Raw genomic sequence first — 483 nt, 5'->3', positions numbered from 1 at the left:
CACGTCCATGATCGTTCCCCGGTCATCATCCCGAAAGACCGGTTCGCGGAATGGCTCGACCCGGACCTGACCGACAAAGCCGAGGTCCAACACCTGCTCGATTCCCTGCCGGAACCGACCCTGACACCGCGGATCGTCAGCACCAGGGTGAACAGCGTCCGCAACAACGGACCCGAGCTGATCCAACCGGCGGAGTGACAGACAGAGAGCCCCTCAAAAAGAATTTTCAGTTTTCGCGTCACGATTGCCGACAAGCCGGCACTGGTATGTGGGGAAGTGTCTGCACTGGCTATTAGGCTGGGCGCAACATCAATTCACCTCATTGAAGGAGTGGATCGAAATGGCCAAAGGCAACGACAACGACCGGTACGTGGTCCCCAACAGCGACCGGGGCGGCTGGGACGTCAAGAAAGAAGACGCGAAACGAGTCTCTGCCCATGAACCCACGAAAAAGGCCGCCGAGAAAAGGGCCAAGGAAATCGT

2 protein-coding genes are annotated in these 483 nt (G+C 58.2%); both read left to right on the top strand.

Going from position 1 to position 483, the window contains the following annotated elements:
• Nucleotides 1–198 (top strand): SOS response-associated peptidase family protein (locus ACNQOP_RS20510; protein ID WP_416405575.1); only part of this gene is annotated, 198 nt, incomplete at its 5' end.
• Nucleotides 199–340: 142 nt separating this feature from the next.
• Nucleotides 341–483 (top strand): DUF2188 domain-containing protein (locus tag ACNQOP_RS20505; protein ID WP_416405576.1); only part of this gene is annotated, 143 nt, incomplete at its 3' end.

This window comes from Arthrobacter sp. LFS091 (assembly GCF_047977885.1).
In the GTDB taxonomy this organism is placed as follows: Bacteria; Actinomycetota; Actinomycetes; order Actinomycetales; family Micrococcaceae; genus Arthrobacter.
Note: the sequence above shows the minus strand (reverse complement) of the source record. Positions and strands in the feature narration are given on the sequence as shown.